14 protein-coding genes and 1 pseudogene are annotated in these 17193 nt (G+C 69.7%); 7 read left to right on the top strand and 8 right to left on the bottom strand.

Going from position 1 to position 17193, the window contains the following annotated elements:
- Nucleotides 1–24: 24 nt before the first annotated feature.
- A pseudogene (locus OG302_RS36625) lies at nucleotides 25–866 on the bottom strand (alpha/beta fold hydrolase).
- A gap of 148 nt (nucleotides 867–1014) precedes the next feature.
- On the opposite strand from OG302_RS36625, the gene OG302_RS36620 reads away from it, so the two are divergent.
- Both OG302_RS36620 and OG302_RS36615 read left to right on the top strand, forming a co-directional pair.
- Complete coding sequence (locus OG302_RS36620) at nucleotides 1015–1623, top strand: TetR/AcrR family transcriptional regulator (protein ID WP_371530709.1); 609 nt, start codon at nucleotides 1015–1017, stop codon at nucleotides 1621–1623.
- A gap of 240 nt (nucleotides 1624–1863) precedes the next feature.
- Entirely contained in the window at nucleotides 1864–3132 is a 1269-nt protein-coding gene (locus tag OG302_RS36615; protein WP_371530708.1) for an MFS transporter, read from the top strand.
- A gap of 16 nt (nucleotides 3133–3148) precedes the next feature.
- On the opposite strand, the gene OG302_RS36610 is transcribed toward OG302_RS36615, so the two are convergent.
- A complete protein-coding gene (locus OG302_RS36610) occupies nucleotides 3149–4381 on the bottom strand; it encodes an ROK family protein (protein WP_371530707.1) in 1233 nt (410 codons plus the stop codon).
- Nucleotides 4382–4625: 244 nt separating this feature from the next.
- On the opposite strand from OG302_RS36610, the gene OG302_RS36605 reads away from it, so the two are divergent.
- The 4 genes from OG302_RS36605 (at nucleotide 4626) to OG302_RS36590 (ending at nucleotide 9629) form a co-directional block, all read left to right on the top strand.
- A complete protein-coding gene (locus OG302_RS36605) occupies nucleotides 4626–5825 on the top strand; it encodes an MFS transporter (protein WP_371530706.1) in 1200 nt (399 codons plus the stop codon).
- A 166-nt stretch (nucleotides 5826–5991) separates the two neighbouring features.
- Nucleotides 5992–7260, top strand: a complete 1269-nt coding sequence (locus tag OG302_RS36600) for an APC family permease (RefSeq protein WP_371530705.1) — start codon at nucleotides 5992–5994, stop codon at nucleotides 7258–7260.
- Nucleotides 7261–7416: 156 nt separating this feature from the next.
- Nucleotides 7417–8643 carry an NAD(P)/FAD-dependent oxidoreductase gene (locus tag OG302_RS36595; protein ID WP_371530704.1) on the top strand — a complete coding sequence of 409 codons (1227 nt, stop codon included), beginning with the start codon at nucleotides 7417–7419 and terminating at the stop codon, nucleotides 8641–8643.
- Nucleotides 8644–8672: 29 nt separating this feature from the next.
- Entirely contained in the window at nucleotides 8673–9629 is a 957-nt protein-coding gene (locus OG302_RS36590; RefSeq protein WP_371530703.1) for a sigma-70 family RNA polymerase sigma factor, read from the top strand.
- Between the two features lie 51 nt (nucleotides 9630–9680).
- On the opposite strand, the gene OG302_RS36585 is transcribed toward OG302_RS36590, so the two are convergent.
- The 5 genes from OG302_RS36585 to OG302_RS36565 all read right to left on the bottom strand — a co-directional run bounded on the left by OG302_RS36585 (nucleotide 9681) and on the right by OG302_RS36565 (nucleotide 14592).
- Nucleotides 9681–10085, bottom strand: a complete 405-nt coding sequence (locus OG302_RS36585) for a hypothetical protein (RefSeq protein WP_371530702.1) — start codon at nucleotides 10083–10085, stop codon at nucleotides 9681–9683.
- Complete coding sequence (locus OG302_RS36580; protein WP_371530701.1) at nucleotides 10082–10372, bottom strand: hypothetical protein; 291 nt, start codon at nucleotides 10370–10372, stop codon at nucleotides 10082–10084. Before OG302_RS36580 ends, OG302_RS36585 begins: the two co-directional genes overlap by 4 nt.
- 784 nt (nucleotides 10373–11156) lie before the next feature.
- Nucleotides 11157–11564 carry a DUF6223 family protein gene (locus OG302_RS36575; RefSeq protein ID WP_371530700.1) on the bottom strand — a complete coding sequence of 136 codons (408 nt, stop codon included), beginning with the start codon at nucleotides 11562–11564 and terminating at the stop codon, nucleotides 11157–11159.
- A 230-nt stretch (nucleotides 11565–11794) separates the two neighbouring features.
- Nucleotides 11795–12403, bottom strand: a complete 609-nt coding sequence (locus OG302_RS36570) for a response regulator (RefSeq protein ID WP_371530699.1) — start codon at nucleotides 12401–12403, stop codon at nucleotides 11795–11797.
- A 698-nt stretch (nucleotides 12404–13101) separates the two neighbouring features.
- A complete protein-coding gene (locus tag OG302_RS36565) occupies nucleotides 13102–14592 on the bottom strand; it encodes a DUF6851 domain-containing protein (protein ID WP_371530698.1) in 1491 nt (496 codons plus the stop codon).
- Nucleotides 14593–14997: 405 nt separating this feature from the next.
- Between OG302_RS36565 and OG302_RS36560 the strand changes: the two genes are divergently transcribed.
- Nucleotides 14998–15909, top strand: coding sequence for a ParB N-terminal domain-containing protein (locus OG302_RS36560; protein WP_371530697.1), 912 nt, complete (start codon nucleotides 14998–15000; stop codon nucleotides 15907–15909).
- A gap of 57 nt (nucleotides 15910–15966) precedes the next feature.
- On the opposite strand, the gene OG302_RS36555 is transcribed toward OG302_RS36560, so the two are convergent.
- Nucleotides 15967–17193, bottom strand: coding sequence for a 3-deoxy-7-phosphoheptulonate synthase (locus OG302_RS36555; RefSeq protein ID WP_371530696.1), 1227 nt, complete (start codon nucleotides 17191–17193; stop codon nucleotides 15967–15969).

Here is a 17193-nt window from a genome sequence, read left to right as displayed (position 1 = left end):
ACGATCAGCGATGGCCGCCGACCCTCAGGTGACTGGCTGCCGGAGGTCCGTCGTCAAGTGCGACAGCAGCCGGGCCGGGGCATCGTCCTGGATGGTGTGGCCCGCGCCGCCCACCCAGATCAGGTCTGCGTGCGGGATCCGGGCCCGCGGGAAATCGGCGAACTCCGTTGGGAGCAGGCGGCCTTCGCGGCCCCAGATGATGCGGGTCGGTACGGTCACCTCGCCGAGGAGAGGTTCGAGCTCGTCCGTCTGGGACTGCGCGAACTGGCGGTGCTGGCGGTAGAACGCCGCCTGGCCCGCCGGTCCGCGCCATGGGGCGACGTACGCGTCCAGGACACCCGGCCCGTAGCCGATGTGCGTGGCGTGACGGAGGTGGCTGGCCACCAGCGTCTCGTGGGCGTAGCCGGGAAGTTGCTCGAAGACGCGCGCGTTCTCACGGATGAGCTTGAAGTAGCCCGTCCCCCACGCACCACCGCCGACCGCGTCCACCAGCGTGAGGTCCCCGTACTCCGCGCCCTCCAGGAGCAGCGCCCGCAGTGCCACCGCCCCGCCCACATCGTGTGCGACGACGCCGGGGCGGGACAGGCCCCAGTGCGCGAGCAGGCCGCGGCGAAGATCCTCTCCTGCGCCGCCAGGCCGACGTCCTGCCCCTCCCGCTGCTCGGACTGCCCGAAGCCGAGCAGGTCCCAGACGTAGACCTTGCGGGTCCGGGCCGGGGCGGGGGCGATCTAGCGCCAGACGCACGACGAGAACGGCGACCCGTGCAGGAGGACCACCGGGTCCCCCTCCCCGAACGATGCCCACCTCACGTAACCGTCCGGCGTCTCGAACTTCTCCGCCAAATGCCAGGTGCTCGCGTACGTCACTGACTGCCTCCCGCTGCCGCCCGGGCATCGCGTCTCACCTTGCCGATCGACGTTACCAGTAGAGCCATGTAACAGGTAACCGACGAGAAGAGGGACTTGATCCATCCACGTATTGCACTGGGCGTTCCAAAATCGGTACGGTACCGACATGGCCCGACCGAGAACCTTTGACGAGGAACGGGCCCTGGACGCGGCGATGCACGCCTTCTGGGTGAACGGCTACGAGGCCACCTCGACCCAGGACCTGTGCGACGCCACCGGCCTGGGCCGCAGCAGCATCTACAACACCTTCAGCAGCAAGCACGAGCTGTTCCAGCGAGCGCTGGCCCGCTACATGGACTCCATGACGTCCGTCCAGGTCGAGATCCTCGACGACACGGAGCGCACTCCGATGGAGCGCCTTCGCGCCCTCTTCGCCCGAATCGTCGACTCCGAGTTCGAGTGCCGCAAGGGCGGCGGAAGCGGCGGGCACAGCATCGGCTGTCTGACCGTCAATACGACGGTGGAGCTCGCCGGGCGCGATCCGGAGGCCGCCGAAATGCTCGCCCGCGACCTCGCGGTGCGGCTGGCCGCCATCAGCGCCGTCATCCGTGCAGGACAGGGCAGCGGCGACATCGCCTCCGAGCGGGACCCGGGCGACCTGGCCCGTTTCCTGAACGCCGTCATCGGCGGCATGCGGATCGCCGCACAGGGCGGGGCCGACCGCGAAGCCCTGAAGGTCATCGCCGATACCGCCCTGGACGCGCTGACCCGCTGAGCTGCTGCCCCGCTGCCCACTGACCGCTGACCGCTGACCGCTGAGCCCCTCCAACCCACCGACTCACTGACGCGTCACCCGGACGCCGCGCCCGCCGGACCCGCCCGACCTCGTCAGCAACACGATGACCCCTATCGGCTGCCCCTACCCCCGCACGCTCTCATTTTGTACTGACCAGTTCATAACCCAACGCTCACTCACCCCCCTCACCACCCAACGCAACCCCTGACAGGAGCCCCCATGCCCCGCGCCGTCTACCTCCTGGCCCTAGGCATCTTCGCCATGGTGACCAGCGAATTCGTGGTCGCCGGTCTGATGCCGCAAATGGCCGAAGGACTCGACGCCACGATTCCGGAGATCGGGTACCTGATCACCGCCTTCGCCGCAGCGATGGCGTTCGGCGGTCCCTTCCTCACCATCGCTCTGCTGAAGATGCGTCAGAAGTCAGCGCTGCTCGTCCTGTTCGGAATCTTCCTGGCGGGCAACGTTCTCGCCGCCCTGGCCCCGGATTACCGCACCATGCTGGTGGCCCGCGTCATCACCGGCATCGCATCGCAGGCCTTCTTCGGTGTCTCCATCTCCATGTGCGCAGAGCTCACCCGCCCCGAAGTGCGGGGCAGGGCCATCGCGGTGGCCCTCAACGGGCTCATGCTCGGCACCCTCCTCGGACTGCCGCTCTCCACCGTCATCGGTGAACACCTGGGCTGGCGCGCGGCGTTCTGGGCCATCACCGGCCTGACCGTCCTTGCCGCGCTCGCCACCCTCGCCGGGGTGCCGCGCACCGAGCGCGCCGACGACGGCAGCGGCGCAGGCAGCAGCGACGGTTCCGGCGGACTGCGCGAGGAACTGGGCGCCTTCCGCAACCCCCGGCTCTGGCTGACGCTCACCACCAGCACCTTCGTCATCGGCGCCACGTTCTCCGCCTTCAGCTACCTCAACCCGATCCTCACCGAGGTCACGGGCTTCTCCACGGGCACCGTCCCGCTGCTGCTCATCGCGTACGGAGCGGCCACCGTGATCGGCAACACCGTCGTCGGTCGGTTCGCCGACAAGCGCACCGTGCCGGTCCTGCTCACCGGCCTGCTGCTCAACCTGGCGTTTCTTGCCGGCTTCGCCCTGCTCGCCCAACTGAGTGTGGCCGCCGTGGTGTTGATGATGGGCATCGGCCTGGTCGGAGTAACCATGAACCCGGCCCTGGTGACCCGCGTCCAGCGCACCGGCAACGCCCGGCCGCTGGTCAACACCGTCCACTCCTCGTTCATCACCCTCGGCATCATCATCGCGACGTCCGTGGGCGGACCCGCCATCGATACGTTCGGCCTGCGGGCACCGCTCTGGATCGGCGCCGCCCTCGCCGCGCTCGGTCTCGTCACACTGCTGCCCGACCTGAAGCGGCTGCGTGAGGGGCGAACCGCTCCCGAGACAAGGGACTTTCACCCCCAGGACGCTACGACGCCCCACTCCCAGACGCCGACGCCGACACGGACCACCCCCCGCATCAAGGCCTAACCCAGCGCCCCGAGGTCTACCCCAGCGCCCCCAGGGGGTCATCGAGCACCGGCTGCCAAGCCAGCTCGGCGGCCCCCACCAGGCTGTTGTGGTCCAGCGTGCAGGCCAGGATCGGTACGCCGCCGCTGCGCCCCCACAGGCTCCGGTCGGCGACGACGGCGCGGAGCCGCTCGGGATCGACTTCGAGGAGCGCGCGGTGCAGGCCGCCCAGGATGATGCGGTCCGGGTTGAGGATGTTCACCAGGCCCGCGAGCCCCAGGCCGAGGCGGTCGATGAGCTCCTCGGCCGCCGCGCGGACCGCAGGTTCGCCGCCCGCGTCACGGAGCAGTTCGCGGGCCTGCAGCAACAGCCCCTCGGGGCCGGGTTCACGGCCCGCCGCGGTGAGGAAGGCCAGCGGGTCCGTCTCGACGTCCAGGCAGCCCCGGCTTCCGCAGTGACAGGGGCGGCCCTCCGGATTGACGGTGAGGTGGCCGACCTCCAGCGCGAGGCCCGAACTGCCCGTGTGCAAACGCCCGTCGAGGACGAGCGCACCGCCGACCCCCCGGTGCCCGGTCGCGACGCACAGCAGATCGCGGGCGCCACGCCCGGCGCCGTGCCGGTGCTCGGCGAGCGCGGCGAGGTTGACGTCGTTGGCGGCGAACGCGGGACCGGCGATGCCCGCGTCCCGTACGCAGTCGGCGAAGATCTGGCGGACCTGCGAGCCCGCGGGCCATGCGAGGTGCAGTGGGTTGAGCGCGGTGCCCTCCGGTTCGGCGACGGCCGAGGGCACCGCGAGGCCCGCGCCGACGCACCGCCTGCCGGTCTCCCGCAGCAGTTGGGCACCCGCGTCGATGACCGAGCCGAGCACCTGCGCCGGGTCGGCGTCAATCGTCTCGCAGCCGGGCGCGGTGGCGACGATCCGGCCGCCGAGCCCGACGAGCGCGGCCCGGAAGCCGTCGGAGTGCACCTGCGCGGCAAGCGCGACCGGACCGTCCTCCGCGATGGAAAGACCGTGCGAGGGGCGGCCCTGGGAACCCGCGGGCGCGCTCGGCCTCGCGTCGATCCTGATCAGGCCGAGCGCCTCGAGCTCGGCGGCGACGGCGCCCGCCGTGGCGCGGGTGACGCCGAGTTCGGCGGTGAGCACGGCACGGGTCGGGGCGCGCCCGGTGTGGACGAGTTCGAGGGCGGGACCGAGCGCGCCGCGCCCGCGCTCCAGGCGCGTACGCGTGGACAGATCCCCCTCGGCGCGGGGGGCAGCCTTGCCGTTCATGAGGGCGAGTCTCCCATGATCCGTACGCCGCCTCGCCGTTCAGCCGTCATCCGCTCGTACACCACTCTTCCGCTGCCCTTCCCCTGCTGCCCCACAAGAACCTCCCACCAACCCGTGCCGCCCCCCCCCACCGGCCCACACCGGCCCGTGTCGGTCGCCTCACCCGAACCATCTGCCCATCGGTGACCCCCGCCTCACAGGAACTGTCTTGTACGCCACGGGGGCACACCTCTACTCTGACTTTGTGCCGCTACTAAACAAAACCACGTCCGCAGCGTCGCGGGCCACTCCCCCGGGCCTCGCCCGGCTCCGTGTCGCACTCACCGTCTTCTTCGCGCTCGACGGCTTCATCTTCGCTGGGTGGGTCGTCCGCATCCCCGCCATCAAGGAACAGACCGGCGCCTCGGCGAGCGACCTAGGGCTCGCACTGCTCGGGGTCTCCGCCGGTGCCGTGATCACGATGACGCTCACGGGACGGCTCTGCCGCCGCTTCGGCAGCCACCCGGTGACCGTGGCCTGCGGGGTCCTGATGCCGCTGAGCATCGCCCTGCCGCCGCTGACGCACTCGGCGCTCTCGCTCGGCCTCGTACTCCTGGTGTTCGGGGCTGCTTACGGCGGCATCAACGTGGCGATGAACAGCGCCGCCGTCGACCTGGTGGCCGCCATGCGGCGCCCGATCATGCCCAGCTTCCACGCCGCGTTCAGCCTGGGCGGGATGGTCGGCGCCGGGCTCGGCGGCCTGATAGCGGGCTCCCTCTCCCCCACGCGCCACCTCCTGGGCCTCACCGTGATCGGCCTGCTCGTCACCGCCGTCGCCGGACGCACCCTCCTGCGCCTGGAGCCCCCCGCACCCCCCACGCCCCCCGCCGACCGGCCCGGCACCGAGGCCGCCCCGCGCCGTGCGGGCTCCCACACCCGCGGCCTGGTGATCGTCTTCGGCCTCATCGCGCTCTGCACCGCGTACGGCGAAGGAGCACTCGCCGACTGGGGCGCCCTCCACCTCGAACAGGACCTCGCAGCCCACCCCGGCATCGCAGCCGCGGGCTACTCCTGCTTCGCCCTCGCCATGACCATCGGCCGCCTCAGCGGAACCACCCTCCTGGAGCGTCTCGGCCAGACCCCGATCCTCGTGGGCGGCGGCGCCACAGCCGCCGCCGGCATGCTCCTGGGCGCACTCGCCCCCTCCGTATGGCTCGCTCTCCTCGGCTTCGCCATCACCGGACTCGGCCTCGCCAACATCTTCCCCGTCGCCGTCGAACGCGCCGGCGCCCTGGCCGGACCCAACGGCGTCGCCACCGCCTCCACCCTCGGCTACGGCGGCATGCTCCTCGGGCCACCCGCCATCGGCTTCATGGCCGACTGGTTCACCCTCCCCGCCGCCCTCACCAGCGTCGCGGTACTGGCCGCCCTCGCAGCCGTCATCGGCTACACGACCCGCCGCTGAGGCGTGCGGGCAGCGAAAGCCGCCCTTCACGCGAAGCTGGACCTCACTGGCGAAGCTGGAGCTCACTGAGCCGTCAAGCCCGCGGGCGGAGCCGTAACCCCTCGGCTGCCGACATCGGATACCGTCTTCACCCGACGCCGGGTGTCCCGCTGACGAGGAGTTGTGAATGAGCACTCCACCCGCGGCCGCGAGCACCCCCCACCTGAAGCGACGGCTCGGGACTCGCGACGCAGTGGTGATCGGCCTGGGGTCGATGATCGGGGCGGGGATCTTCGCCGCGTTCACCCCCGCCGCCCGCGCCGCCGGCTCGGGCCTGCTCCTGGGTCTGGCGGTGGCCGCCGTGGTCGCCTACTGCAACGCCACCTCATCGGCCCGGCTCGCCGCCCGTCACCCCGCCTCCGGTGGGACCTATGTCTACGGTCGCGAACGTCTCGGCGAGTTCTGGGGGTTCCTCGCGGGCTGGGCATTCGTCATCGGCAAGACCGCGTCCTGCGCGGCCATGGCCCTCACTGTGGGCGCGTACGCATGGCCCGGACACGAACGCCCGGTCGCGATCGCCGCCGTGGTCGCCCTGACCGCGGTGAACTACGTCGGCATCCAGAAGGCCGCGTGGCTGACGCGCACCGTCGTCGCCCTCGTCCTCGCCGTGCTCGTCGCCGTCGTGGTCGCATCCCTCACCAGCAGTCAAGCCGACGTCGTCCGGCTTGAGTTGAGCGACGACGTGAGCGTGAGGGGCGTGCTGCAGGCCGCCGGGCTGCTGTTCTTCGCCTTTGCCGGGTACGCACGCATCGCCACCCTCGGCGAGGAGGTCCGCGACCCCCGGCGCACCATCCCTCGCGCCATCCCCCTCGCCCTGGGCATCACGTTGCTGGTCTACGCGGCGGTCGCCACCGCCGTCCTCGCCGTACTCGGCCCCGGCGGCCTGGCCGACGCGACCATGCCCCTCGCGGACACGGTGCGCGCGGCCGGGGTACCCGCCCTGGCGCCGGTGGTGCGGTTCGGCGCAGCCGTCGCCGCGCTCGGCTCGCTGCTCGCCCTGATCCTCGGCATCTCCCGCACCACTCTGGCCATGGCGCGCGACCGTCATCTCCCGTACGTGCTGGCCACCGTCCACCCACGCTTCCATGTGCCCCATCGGGCCGAACTCGCCGTCTGTGCCGCCGTAGTGGCCCTGGTCGCTTTCGCTGACCTGCGCGGCGCGATCGGATTCTCGTCCTTCGGGGTGCTCGTCTACTACGCCATCGCCAATGCCTCCGCCTGGACCCTGACAGCGGACGAGGGCCGACCCTGGCGAGTCGTCCCCGTGGTGGGCCTGGCCGGCTGCCTGCTCCTGGCCTTCAGCCTCCCGCTCTCCGCCGCTCTCTCCGGCGCCATCGTTCTGGCAGTCGGCGCGGGCGCATATGTCGTACGCAGGGCAGCCAGGTCCCGTGGCTGATCAGACCTGACTGCCGTGCCGGGCCCGCCCCCGGCCGCCGGTCCAGTGGGCGACGCTCCTACCGCTGTGACCCACGACACAGCCCGCTCCTGTCAGGAATCGGGGCGCTGTTCCGCTCAAGTCACCGGGAACAAGCGAACCGACAAGGAGCAACTCATGAAGCACCGCATCGTCGTCCTCGGCGCCGGCTATGCCGGGTCCTACGCGGCCGGGTCCTTGGCCCGCCGGCTGTCCCCGGCGAACGCCGAGATCACCGTGGTCAACGCCGCGCCGGACTTCGTTCAGCGGCTGCGGCTGCACCAGCTCGCGGCCGGTCAGGAGATCGAGGCCCCGCAGCTCACCGAGGTGTTCGCGGGCACGGGGATACGGCTGCGCGTGGCACGCGTCACCGCCGTCGACCCCGAGCGCCAGATGGTCGCCGTGGCCGACGCCGACGGTGGCGGCGAGGTCGGCTACGACACGCTCGTCTACGCGCTCGGCAGCCACGGCGCCGACGGCGGCGTCCCGGGCGTGGCCGAGCACGCCTTCGACGTCGCCGCCCGGCCCGCGGCCCTGCGCCTGCGCGAGCGTCTGGGCAGCCTGGACGTGCGAGGTGAAGGCGGCAGGGTGCTGGTCGTCGGCGACGGCCTGACCGGTATCGAGACCGCCACGGAGATCGCCGAATCCCGGCCCGGTCTGGCGGTGACGCTGGTCGCCCGCGGTGAGCTGGGAGCCCCGCTCTCCGTCGGAGCCCGCAGTCATCTGCGCCTGGCCTGCGACCGGCTGGGCATCACCGTCCTGGAGCACACCGAGGTCGCAGCCGTCGAAACGGCGCGGGTGCTGTGCGCCGACGGCACCGTCCTGGCGTCCGACGCGACGGTGTGGACGGCCGGGTTCGCGGTCAGCCCCATCGCCGCCGCCGGCGGTCTCGAGGTCACCGAGAGCGGTCGGATCGTCGTCGATCGCACCATGCGGTCGGTCTCGTACCCGAACGTCTACGGCGTCGGTGACAGCGCCCGCGCGATCGGCGACAACGGACGCCCGATGCCGATGTCCTGCGCTTCGGCCGGCTACACCGGACGGCAGGCCGTGGACACGATCGTGGGACAGCTGGCCGGCCGCGAGATCGCGAACACCAAGCTGGAGTACGTGGGCAACCACATCAGCCTCGGACGGCGGGACGGGATCCTGCAGTTGGTCGACGCGGAAGGCCGGGCGAAGCCCAAGTACATGGGGGGCCGGAAGGCCGCGCGGCTCAAGGCGGGCATCCTCAGGATGTCGCTCTGGGCCAACTCGCACCCGACGTTCGGCCTGCCCAGGCGCAAGCACCACCTGACCGCCGCGGCCACCGCACCCACCGTGCGGGATGCCTCCGCCGCGAAGACCGAGAGGACGGCCGCGTAGTCGGTCAAGGCCTGCCTAGGGTGACCCGCATGGACAGCATCACCGTCGATCGCTTCGACATCGGTCGCTTCGAGGCCGGCCGGAACCGGCTGGCCTCGCTGGCGTACCGGCTGCTGGGTTCCGCCACCGACGCCGAAGACGCCGTACAGGATGCGTTCTTGGCCTGGCAGGCCGCGGATCGGCAGCGGATCGAGGTGCCGGAGGCGTGGCTGACCAAGGTCGTCACCAACCTGTGCCTCGACCGGCTCCGCTCGGCACAGGTCCGCCGCGAGCGCACCGCCGGCGCCTGGCTCCCCGAACCGCTCCTCGGCGGCGACCCGATACTCGGCCCGGCCGACACGTTCGAGCAGCGCGAGTCGGTCTCCCTTGCCGTACTGACCCTCATGGAGAGGCTGGCCCCCGTCGAACGGGCCGTCTACGTCCTGCGCGAAGCGTTCTCCTACGGCCACGCCGAGATCGCCGGGATCCTCGACATCAACGAGTCCGCGAGCCAGCAGCACCTCCACCGGGCCCGGCGCCGCATCACCGCCGCGCGGCGCGGCGGCAGCGAAGTCGACCCGGCGTCCGCCCGCAGAATCGTCGAGGAGTTCCTCGCCGCTGCCGTCTCGGGCCGCACCGACCGGCTGGTGGCACTGCTCACCGACGACGCGACGGCGATCTCCGACGGCGCGGGCGGCCAGGCCGAGAAGCTGTTGCGGTACGACACCCCGCAACGCGTCGCCGCCGTCGTGCGGACCGGCTTCAGGCCGACCCCCGCCAAGCACCGACTGGCCGGCGGCACCCCCGCTCTCCACTACGCGCTCCTCAACGGCGCCCCCGCCATCCTCTTCGTGGTCGGCGACCAGGTCATCGGCTCCATGACGTTCGACATCGCCGACGGCAAGATCGCATCCATGTGCGGGATCGCCGCCCCCACCCGGCTCGCCCGCCTCACCGAAGCCTGGCGGCAACACGAACCGGACACGCCTCTCCTCCCCCAGTGGTGACCCGGCCCACGGCGGGAATGTGAGGTGCGTTGGTCTTTGCGGTGCCGCTCGTCAGGGAAGGGCGCGCTGCAGGTCGTCGAGCAGGGATTGCGCCCACTGGGCCCCACCGGTCCCAGCGCCCGTCGCGGCTCCGGTGACCGCCCCGGCCGTGACCGTGGCCAGGACGTTCCTGACCCGGGCCACCAGACGGCTCAGTCGCCCCTCGTCCGGTTCCTCGCTCGCCACCTCCGCGAGGACCGCCCGGGCATCCTGGCGCAGGGCTGTCGCCTGCGCGGCGGAGAGTCGCAGGACGTCCACGGTGGCGAGCAACGCCGTCAGGGTCGCGGCGAGTTGCTGACCGGCGGTGTCGGGCGCGGCCGTGGTGGCGTACTGGTTCTGCACCACCTCGCGATTGCCGATGGCGATCTGGCTGCCGGTGATCGGGCCGAAGAACTGCGCTCCGTCCGCCCGCGTCATGGCTGCACCGTCCCCACGGTCGGGAGGGCGCGCACCTGACCCCGCACGTTCCTGATGCTCTCCGCCACGGTCGCCCTCTGGCCCGTCGCTGCGCCGCCGGTGTGCCTCGCCCTGGTCAGAGCGTCGAGCATGCTGCTGAGGTTGCTGCCTACGCGCAGGGGATCGCTTGTGGGGCGCTGCAGTTCGGCGTCGATCTCGGCGGCGGCCTGCCTGACACGCTCCTGGGCCGGCCGGTCGAGGCCCAGGTCGGGGAGCCCGGCCAGAACCATGTCCACGGTGTCCCGCACACTCTGCAGGACCAACTCGCGGTGGCGGCTCAGGCCCGAGTACGCGCCATCCCGCGGTGCGGGATGGAACGACGGTGGGTCAGGTCGAGGAGTGTGCCGTGTGTTCGGGAAGGCCTCGCGGACGAACGTTTCCAGGTCCCCGTCAAGTTCCGCACGGAATCTACCGGCCGCTCGTTCCAACTCGACCTGGTGCTGCGACTGTTTCACTGTGCCGTTGTTCACGGCCACATTCGATTGGTGCGCTGTGATGTAGTAGTTGTTCTGGGTGAATGGCGGGGAAACACTCTCAGTCGGGAGGAAAGTCGCGGGTGGTTCCTGAGTGTTTCCCGGGGTTTCGAAGGAGCTTTCGGACGAGGTAGCGGCGGGTGTGCTGCCCAGTGTCCTCGCAGGCGTCCTATAGCCCTCGCCAGAAGCAGATTCCTCCTCGGCCCTGGCCGCCGGAGCACTGTCCACCCGTAGCGGCATGGCCTTCTGTCGTGTCTCGTAGCGCATCAAAATGTCCCCCGCTTTCGATTACTCTGAATCGTAGCGAGGGACCCATGAAGAGCAATCGACTTTCACAGAATGTGACGCACAGAATGTCACCGAGGCGCATCGTGTGAATCGCGTGAAAGGTGACTGGGGAATGGGATCAGAGTGAATTCAGGGGCCCCGCGCACCGTCGGCTGTCCGGCGCGGTCGGAGCGGAGGAGGCCGACCCGGCCGGGGGAGGTCCAGGTCGGCCCCGTCTGGGGATGGTGCTCTGCGGCTCAGCGGCATTCCGGACCAGCGGAAAGCCGCGCCGTCAGGTGGTGCGGCGCGTGCGGGAGAGAACCATCCCGCTGAGGACCAGGGCGATCAGTGCGATCACCAGGGCCACGACGGCTCCGCCTCGTCCGTTTCCGCTGCCCACTCCACCGTCGGATCCGGTCAGTTGCATGACACCGATGACCATGCCGATCAGCGCCACCACCGGGGCCACCATGGCACTGCTTCGTCCGTTGCCCGTGCCGATGCGTCCGGCGGACTGGGCCAGCGCCACGCCGCCGATGATCACACTGATCAGCGCGACCAAGAGGGCCACCATGGCGCCGCCTCGCCCGGAACCGCCGTCGTCGGCGGCGACCGAGACCTGCGCGGCTGCCGGTGTGGCAAGCACCAAGCCCCCGAGCACTGCGGCTGCGGTGGCTGTGAGCAAGTGACGGACGGACATCGAGGACCCCTTCGGTTGCCTGGCAGGTACAGGCAGAGCGTATGGATCTACGGGGTGTCCGGTCGTCCTACAGGAGGTGCCAATAGGCGCTACCGCCGGGGCAGTAGGCGCTCGGCCGGGGCCTGCTTTCACAGCAGTCGTGTACCGCGGTCGCAGCAACCCGGCCCCGCCCTGCGCTGCTTCTCGCTTCTCTGTGGCCGCTCTCTGCGGCCGTGGGGAGTGGAGGTGGCTCAGATCCACCCGGCACGCGAGGCGGCATGCACGGCGCTGATCCTGTTCCCCACCTTCAACTTGTGGATGGCCGAGTGAATGTGATTGCGGACCGTTCCCGGGCTCAGGTGCAGTTGAGAGGCGATGGCGCTGAGCGGGCGGCCGTCCTCGGCCGCCTTCAGTATCTCCGCCTCACGGGCCGTCAGCGGGTTCTCGCCGACGGCCAGCATCTCGGTGACCAGCTCGGCGGGTATGTGCCGTCCCCCAGCGTGCACCTCCCGGATCACCCTGCTCAGCTCCCGGATCGAGGTCTCCTTGGTGAGGATCCCGCGCACTCCGGCCTTGAAGGCACGCTGCAGATAGCCGGGCCGGGCGTCGCAGGTCAGGATCACGACCGGGAAGCCGGGCCGTTGCCTGTTCAACTGCTCCGCGACCTCGATCCCGTTCCTGCCCGGCATGTGCACATCGAGGAGCGCGAGCCCGGCCTGATGGCCGTTCACCAGCCCCAGCACCCTGTCGCCCCGCCCCGTATGAGCGACGACCTCGATGTCTCCGGGCAGTTGCAGGAGTTCAGCGAGCGCCTCCCTGGTGAGGGCTTCGTCCGCGGCCAGCACAACCTTGATCGCCATGTTCGCTCCCCCAGTCACTCCGGCTCAACGGCGTCGTCGCTTCCACGCGACAGGTGAGACCGGGGCCCGCACCGCTGCCGAGCGTGCGACGACGGCGCACAGTCGCGCCGACGGACCGGCGAGCCCCCCTGCTTCGCTGTGATGAATGGTGTCGCCGGCCGCCACCCGCCCGTACGCCGGACGCCCCGGCCCGCAGCACATCGCGACACCGATCCTGCTGATCAGGTGCGGTCAATCCAGCGCCCTGTCCGATGGCGACTGCGCTGGCCCCGTAGGGCGCATTCCGGTCATCTGCCGTAGGCACGTGTCCACGTGGTCCGGAGAGAGACCGCCGAATGCGGGATCCGATCCCGTCACATCAGATAAAGGGCACCTTGATGGAAGCGCTTGAAAGATCATTCTGTGAATCCCCCGTCATGCGATCGAGCCGCAAGCGTGCACTGTAGCTCCCCCTTCTCAACTCTTCTACCCTTGATCTTTCGCTAGAAGGCGCTATATGAGTCACTGCCCTCCGGGTTCGCCGCCGGGCAAGGCTGGCTGGTCAGAGGCTTTGTGAGCGTTCTCCGGCCGGATTCAGGCAGCGCGTCGACCAGCGGCGCACAACCGAGGAAACTTCGCGCAGAGCCGAACAGACGACAGCCGGCTGCCCGGCAGAGCCAGCGGCTCTGCCGGGCAGCCGGCAGCAGAGGCGGGGAAGTTCAGCTCCCGTTCAGCTTGTGCTGGACGAAGTCGTAGCTCAGGTCGCCGATCTCCGGCGCGTACTGACGCGATGCCTCAATTGCGGAAGGGAAGTTCTCACCGGCCCAGACCCTGCTCTCGCCACAATCGTTCGCGAAGTCCGTCCAGTTGCTCCAGCGCAGTGTGGTGTCGGCGGCGGGAGTGACCCCCGGTTCGACGAGGGAAGATCCCTTGGCCGTGGGGACGGCTATGTCGATCTTGTCGGTTCCGGTGAACTTCCGCACTTGCTGGGCGAATGCAAGGCAGAGCGCGGAGGTGACGGAGGGGTATTCAGGACTGTCGGCAGAGTTCGTGCTCAGATAGCTCCGCCATTCGTTTCCGGTGATGTCGCTGACGGTGCCCTTACCGACACCGCCCCATGCCGTCACCTTCTTCTTCCCGTACACGTGGCGAATCGCACTGAACGGCCGCACCGAGTCGTACTTGCGCTTGAAGTGCCACGTGGCGATGGTCGCGTCGACGAAGGCGACATCGGACGTGGTGATGTACTGCACCATCTTCTCCGTGTCGTACTTGCCTCCGGTGACCACTGGAGTGCCGGCGACGGCACCGAAGGTGATGACCTTGTCGTTGAAGAGTTCGGCGCTCATCTTCTGGCGGTCATTCAGGTTCGCCGAGGCCTTGAGGACCTCGTCGGCCTGGCTCTTGTAGGCCTTCCGGTTGTGGTGGTTGCTCTTGGTCGGAGGAGAGACCTTGAACCGGGTGGGGCTGTCGTACGAGAACGGCCGCACGCGACCGTACTGAGGTGTGGCGAACTGCTGAGACCTCAGAACGTTGTTCGTCGAGGTGGCGTTGGGCTGCCAGCGGGACGGATTGCGCAGCTCGTCCACGGTGTTGACCGGCTTGTAGCCCGTGTAGTCGGCGTAGGGCTGCCGGTTGTACTTGCGCCCGCCCTCATCGCCGTCACGGTTGGACCCGTCCCCCACGCGCGCTGCCATGGCGCTCTTCGCGGCGAGAATTCCAATGCCGCTCGGGGTGGTCGGGTCCTCCTTGGTGTCGTTCGGATCGAGCCCCGCCGACTCCATCATCTCGAGCCAGCGCGACTTGTACTGCGGGAGGACCTCGTTGAGCGAGGTGAAGGCCGAGTAGATGACCGCGATGTTCTTGTTGCGGACCGTGCGTTCCTCTTTCGGGCGACGTCCCAGGTCCGAGAAAATGCCTTTCGCCGTCGGATGGTAGGGAGCTATGGCGTCGAACCACGGCATCTCGATCAGAATGGCGTGGTCCACGGTCAATGACACGGAACGGCCCGAGCTCTGCTCGCGCGACACCCTCTGGAACTTCGGATACACGACCTCGATCAGGGCGTTCCCGTGATCAAGGTCGATGGCGGCCGCCTTGCGCGGGGCCGCGGGCGCGGCACTGTTCAGCGATCCCACCAGGACGAACGCGGTGGCAACGGCCACCACCCCCGCCAGGCGCCGACTCCGCAGCCGCCTCAAATTCGTCACCGGAAATTCTCCTTCTGATCGGGCTTGCCACTCGCGTGCCGCCAAGTATTGCCAGCTCAACCACCGCACCACTACTGCTCGATCGAGTAGTACTGACTACCTACGCTGATGCCTTGGCAGGTGTTGCCCGCAGTGCGAACCGTTGGCGATGATGCCGGGCGGAGGGCTTGTCGCTTTCCGGGGAACGGAGTATTCCGTACGCGCACACTAACAACTACCTATCGACGGGTGAGTGTTCGGATGTGGAGCAATATGCAGGACTCGGCAACATTGGGCACGGCAACCCCGGTTTCGGTTCCGATATCCTCGCTTCTTCCCGGTGATTCACCTCGAGTGGCCGGGGAGAACCTCGAACACGTACAACTGCTGGCCACGACGCGGGACCTTCCGCCGATTCTTGTGCACATGAGCACGATGCGGGTGATCGACGGAATGCACCGGCTGCGGGCCGCGCAGCTCCGGGGCGATGAGACCATCTCCGTCACGTTCTTCGAAGGTGACGACAGAGAAGCCTTTCTCCTCTCTGTCAATGCCAATATCAAGCACGGTCTTCCGCTGTCGCCGGCCGATCGCGAGGGGGCGGCCCTCCGTATCCTCACCGAGCACCGGCACTGGTCGGACCGGGCCGTCGCGAGCGCCGCGGGACTGTCCCCGACGACGGTGAGCGCGATCCGGCAGCGCTCCTTCGAACCGGTTGAGCCGGGGAGCGGGCGCGTGGGGCGAGACGGACGCGTACGCCCCGTCGACGGTTCGGCCGGCAGGCTACGGGCGAGCGAGGTGATCGCCAGGACCCCAGACGCTCCCCTGCGGGCCATTGCCCGGGAGGCCGGCGTCTCGGTAGGGACTGCGCGGGACGTGCGCGAACGCCTTCGAGCGGGCCGGAGCCCGGTGTTGTCCCCCCGGCGGGGCACCGCCCAGGAGCACCAACCCTCCGTCGCCGACGCGCTGGTGGCACAGCGGCAGGGAGAGCCGTCCTCGGAGCGGCAGAGCACGGGGACCGCGCGGCAGAACATCGACTGGCCGTCGGTGCGTGGCGATCTGAGCAGGGACCCCGCGGTGCGGTACGCGGAGAACGGCCGCGCCTTCGTCCGGTGGGTCGACGGCCATTTGATCGACCCGGTCGAATGGGGCGGGCTGATCGATGCCGTGCCGCCGCACTGGCGGAACTCCGTGGCCGGGCTGGCCCGCTCATGCGCCGCAGCCTGGCTGGAGCTGGCCCAGGAACTCGAACAGCGGGCGGGGTCGCAGCCTGAACTCGCGGTGACCGTGGACATGGTGACGACGGCCACCGTTCCGCACGGGGCCACGAGCTCCTGAACGCGGAACCGGCCAGGACCCTGGTGGCAGGTGCGCGGGCGCGGCCGCGGGGCACCGTCAGGAGCGGTCCGCAGCGGCCCCTTTGGCCCATGCCTCGATGAGCTCGACGGCCTGGTCGGCGTTGAGCCTCGGATCGCACAGCGAGGTGTAGTGACGCTGCAGGTCGGCCTCGCTCTCCACTGATCCGCCGATGCATTCCGTCACGTCGTCCGCCGCGACCTCGATGTGGAGCCCGGCCGCGTGCTGCCGGTTCGTCTCGAGGATGTCGCGGAACCGCAGCGCCTCGGTGATCACGTCGTCGAGATGACGTGTCTTCAGGCCGAGCCGTGTCTTGACGGTGTTGCCGTGCATGGGGTCGCTCAGCCAGACCACCGGGTGTCCGGCATTCACCACACGACGGACGATGGGCGGCAGGGCTTCCTGGATCCGGTCCCGGCCCATCCGCGGAATCAGCACGAGGCGGCCGGGCTCTCTGTGCGGGTCGAGCGCCTCGCACACGCGCAGTACGTCGTCCGGGTCCGCGGTCGGCCCGATCTTGCACCCCACCGGATTGACTACGGCGGAGAGCAGGGCGACATGTGCGTCGGCCGGCCGGCGCGTCCGCTCCCCCACCCACGGCAGATGCGTCGACGCCAGGTACAGGTCTTCCGTGTCCGGGTCGCGACGGACCAGTCGGGACTCGTAGTCGATCACCAGGGCCTCGTGGCTCGACCACGGCCCTTCCGTCGCCGGCAGGCGGTATCCCCCCTGGCGGTGCCTGCGCAGCGCCCGCTGCACTTTGTCGCTGGCCTCATAGGCCCACAGCATCCGCCGCGGGTTGGCCTCGCGGGTGACCGGCGAGGCGATCTCGGAATTGATCAAGTGCCCCTGGAAGGAGGGGATGGTCAGCGCGCCGTGCCGTTCGGTCGGCTGCGACCTGGGTTTGGCGAACTGCCCGCCCATGCGGCCGACACGTATGACGCTCCGGCCGGTGAGCTCGCTGAACCGATCACCGAGACGGTCGATGACACGCAGCTTCTGCGCGATGTGCCTCGGCTCGCATTCGTAGAAGCTCTCGGCGCAGTCGCCCAGTTGCAGGAGGAGTGCCTCCGTCGTCACCAGTCTCGACAGTGACTGCCGCAGCCGCCGGATCTCCGCGGCCCCCACCAGGGGCGGAGCCGACGCGAGGCCGTCGCGGGCCTCGCGGTATTCGGCGTGGTCCCGCCAGTCCGGTTGCTGGGCCGCCGGCATGTCCTCCCACGGCCCGAGTCTGGTGAAGTCCACCGCGGAGCTGGATGGCTGCAT

It is taken from the genome of Streptomyces sp. NBC_01283 (genome assembly GCF_041435335.1).
Classification (GTDB): Bacteria; Actinomycetota; Actinomycetes; order Streptomycetales; family Streptomycetaceae; genus Streptomyces.
The sequence above is the reverse complement of the archived record's forward strand: the minus strand, read 5'-3'. Positions and strand labels throughout refer to the sequence as shown.

Coding starts and splice junctions, on each gene's coding strand:
- OG302_RS36620 (WP_371530709.1), top strand. CDS start 1,015: ATGGCCCGACCGAGAACCTTTGACGAGGAACGGGCCCTGGACGCGGCG.
- OG302_RS36615 (WP_371530708.1), top strand. CDS start 1,864: ATGCCCCGCGCCGTCTACCTCCTGGCCCTAGGCATCTTCGCCATGGTG.
- OG302_RS36610 (WP_371530707.1), bottom strand. CDS start 4,381: ATGAACGGCAAGGCTGCCCCCCGCGCCGAGGGGGATCTGTCCACGCGT.
- OG302_RS36600 (WP_371530705.1), top strand. CDS start 5,992: ATGAGCACTCCACCCGCGGCCGCGAGCACCCCCCACCTGAAGCGACGG.
- OG302_RS36595 (WP_371530704.1), top strand. CDS start 7,417: ATGAAGCACCGCATCGTCGTCCTCGGCGCCGGCTATGCCGGGTCCTAC.
- OG302_RS36590 (WP_371530703.1), top strand. CDS start 8,673: ATGGACAGCATCACCGTCGATCGCTTCGACATCGGTCGCTTCGAGGCC.
- OG302_RS36585 (WP_371530702.1), bottom strand. CDS start 10,085: ATGACGCGGGCGGACGGAGCGCAGTTCTTCGGCCCGATCACCGGCAGC.
- OG302_RS36575 (WP_371530700.1), bottom strand. CDS start 11,564: ATGTCCGTCCGTCACTTGCTCACAGCCACCGCAGCCGCAGTGCTCGGG.
- OG302_RS36570 (WP_371530699.1), bottom strand. CDS start 12,403: ATGGCGATCAAGGTTGTGCTGGCCGCGGACGAAGCCCTCACCAGGGAG.
- OG302_RS36560 (WP_371530697.1), top strand. CDS start 14,998: ATGAGCACGATGCGGGTGATCGACGGAATGCACCGGCTGCGGGCCGCG.
- OG302_RS36555 (WP_371530696.1), bottom strand. CDS start 17,193: ATGCAGCCATCCAGCTCCGCGGTGGACTTCACCAGACTCGGGCCGTGG.